Raw genomic sequence first — 2,580 nt, forward strand, 5'->3', positions numbered from 1 at the left:
ATTCTGCGGGGCGTCTCCCAGTCCGAGCCCGCTGGGACTTGCCGGCGCCCTGCCGATTGGAAATCGGCGATCCAGCAGATTGAAAATCTGCGCTACGGTTCTCCGGTCGATCTGTCGTCAATCCCACGGTCTGCACAGTAATCGCAGCAATCGAGGACGAAGGACGAGTGCGAGGACGAGGACGAATTTGGAGTCTCGATGCAGAATTACGCGATCCGCATGGTCAAGCCGCCGTCGATGGTGAACGATTCGCCGGTGATGTAGTCGTTCTCCACCAATTCCGTGATGAGCGTCGCGACCTGTTCCGGTTTGCCTTCGCGGTGGAGCGGAATGCGATGTTCCAGGTTCAGTTTCTTCTGCTGCTCGCTCATATTGGCGTGAAAGCGTGTGCGAACCACGCCCGGGGCAACGCAATTGACGCGGATGTTGTCGTCGGCGAATTCGCGGGCCAGGGCGCGGGCGAAGTGCGGCACCGCGCCTTTAACCACTTGATAAGCGATGTTCGTGGGCAAGGCGCGGATTCCGGCCGTTGAGGAAATCAGAATGATCGCTCCTTCTTTTTTCTTTTGCATCGCTGGAATCACTTCCCGGCACAGGTAAAAGATGGCGTGTACGTGGATGTCAAAGGCGGCGTGCCAGGTTTCCGGCGTGATCTCGAACAGGCGACCGTTCACGGGTCCCCCGGCGGAATGGACCAGCACGTCGATTTCTCCCAGACGTTTGCGCGTTTCCTCGACACAGCGCTGGGTGTCCGCGGGCTTGGCGAAGTCCGCCAGGATGAGTTCGCAACGGCGTCCCAGGCCAGTGATCGTCCGTTGAGTTTGCGTTGCGTCCTCGTCCTGGGTGCGTCCGGCGATGGCGACCGCCGCGCCTTTGCGGGCCAGGGCGATGGCCGCGGCCGCGCCGATGCCGCGCGTTCCGCCGGTGATCAAACAGACTTTTCCATCCACATTCATTTGGTTTCCTTTTCGTTTCGAGTGTTGGCCAAGAATTGACGACGCGCGCCGGAAAGTAAACTGGGATTACGAAAGTGCGTGTATCCCCTCTGTGAACGACGGTGGGGCGACGCTCCGGCGGAGTCTTCTTCGATGGCATTGGCTCGGCGGGAGTTCTCGCCCCACCCTCAACTGAGGGCATGCAAGTGCGTTCTTGCCTGCGCGCGCACGGTTCATTACCGTCCCCTCCGCCGTGAGAAATCCGCAAACGCTCGCGGCAGAAATGAGAGGAAACGCATGAAGAAAGCCTTGTTCGGCCTGGTCGCGGGTTTCGTCCTGCTCCAGGCCAGCGCCGCTGAAGCCCAGTGGCTGACCGACCTGGCCAAAGCGCAAGCCAAAGCCAGGGCGGAAAAGAAACTGGTGCTCCTCGATTTCACCGGTTCGGACTGGTGAGGCGCGTGCATCAAGTTGGACAAGGAAGTGTATTCGTCGAAGGAATTCATCAGCTACGCCAAAAACAATCTGGTGCTGGTCAAGGTGGATTTTCCGATGAAGAAGCGGCAGAGCGAAACGTTGAAACAGGCCAATGAAGCCCTCAAACGACAGTTCGAGATCGAAGGCTTCCCCACGATGGTGGTCCTGGACAGCGAAGGCAAGAAACTCGGCCAGGAAGTCGGCTACGACGGGAACGGTCCGAAACCCGTCATCGCGATGATCGAGAAACTCAAGAAGCCGTAACGCTCGCCCCACTCGACAAGTCCAACGGCGCGGCTGGTTCAGCCGCGCTTTTTTCTTTTTCCGGAAGCGACGGGGCGCATTTCCGAAGTGTTTGGAAAATCGTCAAACGCCTGTAGCCGCCGATGTGAGGAGGCGGATTTCCGGGCTAACCAAAGTGTCCGCCTCCTTACTGATCAGACCGTGGGATAATGTTTGCGGATGGCGTCGAGAATCCCTTGCGAGGGCACTTTGTCGCCGAAGAAGCCGACGCGGATTCTGAGATCAGTCGAACGCTCGCCGTTGTTTTTCAGCTTCACGACCACTTTCTTATCGCCGGCGCCGCGGGCTTTGAGACCGCGCGCAGGGAGTCTTTCTGCTGCGTGACAATTGCAAGCTGCAAATCTTTCAGCGTCAGAATCACGGTTTCGTGGCCTTCAACTGCCGTGTCATCCATGGGCTCGACTTTCACCGTCGTGGAAGCCGCGCCTGCCGCTATGGTCGCGCTCGTCGCCAAGGTTTTGTAATCGGCGCCGTTGACGGCGGCGCCGTTCAGCGTAATTGCACGGTCACTGCCGCAGACGTGTCCCCATCTCGGCTGATGGTGAACTCGCCCGTATCGGATCGGACTTCGGAGGCTTTCTCGTCCGCGGCTTTGAATTGCACAGTCAATGCCGCTGAAGTGCAGGTTCCATTGCGTGCCGTCTTTGAACCGAAAATCATTCGGTTCGCCCAAAATCCGGATCGTGAAGTCCGGGTGCGCGTACTCGACCAGGCCGGCGAGCTGGAACGCTTCCGTGGCCGCTTTCACATCGACTCCCGCCGGCAGTTGAATGACTTGAATATTTCCGAGACACCTGAAACTTAGGGGGAAACAGTTCTCCCCTGCCCATGAAAGGACGGCTGATTCAAGAAGGAGCGCGGGCAGCTT

Annotated in this window: 4 protein-coding genes; 1 reads left to right on the forward strand and 3 read right to left on the reverse strand. The window is 58.6% G+C overall.

Annotation, left to right across the window (positions count from 1 at the left end; all coding sequences use genetic code 11):
- Positions 1-206: 206 nt before the first annotated feature.
- Complete coding sequence (locus FJ398_27175; protein ID MBM3841560.1) at positions 207-956, reverse strand: SDR family oxidoreductase; 750 nt, start codon at positions 954-956, stop codon at positions 207-209.
- A 459-nt stretch (positions 957-1,415) separates the two neighbouring features.
- On the opposite strand from FJ398_27175, the gene FJ398_27180 reads away from it, so the two are divergent.
- The gene (locus tag FJ398_27180; protein MBM3841561.1) at positions 1,416-1,673 is read left to right on the forward strand and encodes a hypothetical protein; all 258 of its coding nucleotides are present in this window, start codon (positions 1,416-1,418) and stop codon (positions 1,671-1,673) included.
- A gap of 173 nt (positions 1,674-1,846) precedes the next feature.
- Here the strand turns inward: FJ398_27180 and FJ398_27185 are convergent, their stop codons facing one another.
- Both FJ398_27185 and FJ398_27190 read right to left on the reverse strand, forming a co-directional pair.
- Positions 1,847-1,969: a DUF3568 family protein gene (locus tag FJ398_27185; GenBank protein ID MBM3841562.1), complete on the reverse strand. Its 123-nt coding sequence runs from the start codon at positions 1,967-1,969 to the stop codon at positions 1,847-1,849.
- Positions 1,966-2,460, reverse strand: coding sequence for a hypothetical protein (locus FJ398_27190; protein ID MBM3841563.1), 495 nt, complete (start codon positions 2,458-2,460; stop codon positions 1,966-1,968). The genes FJ398_27185 and FJ398_27190 overlap by 4 nt, the downstream gene beginning before the upstream one ends.
- Positions 2,461-2,580 lie beyond the last annotated feature (120 nt).

The sequence above is a fragment of the Verrucomicrobiota bacterium genome (assembly GCA_016871535.1).
In the GTDB taxonomy this organism is placed as follows: domain Bacteria; phylum Verrucomicrobiota; class Verrucomicrobiia; order Limisphaerales; family SIBE01; genus VHCZ01.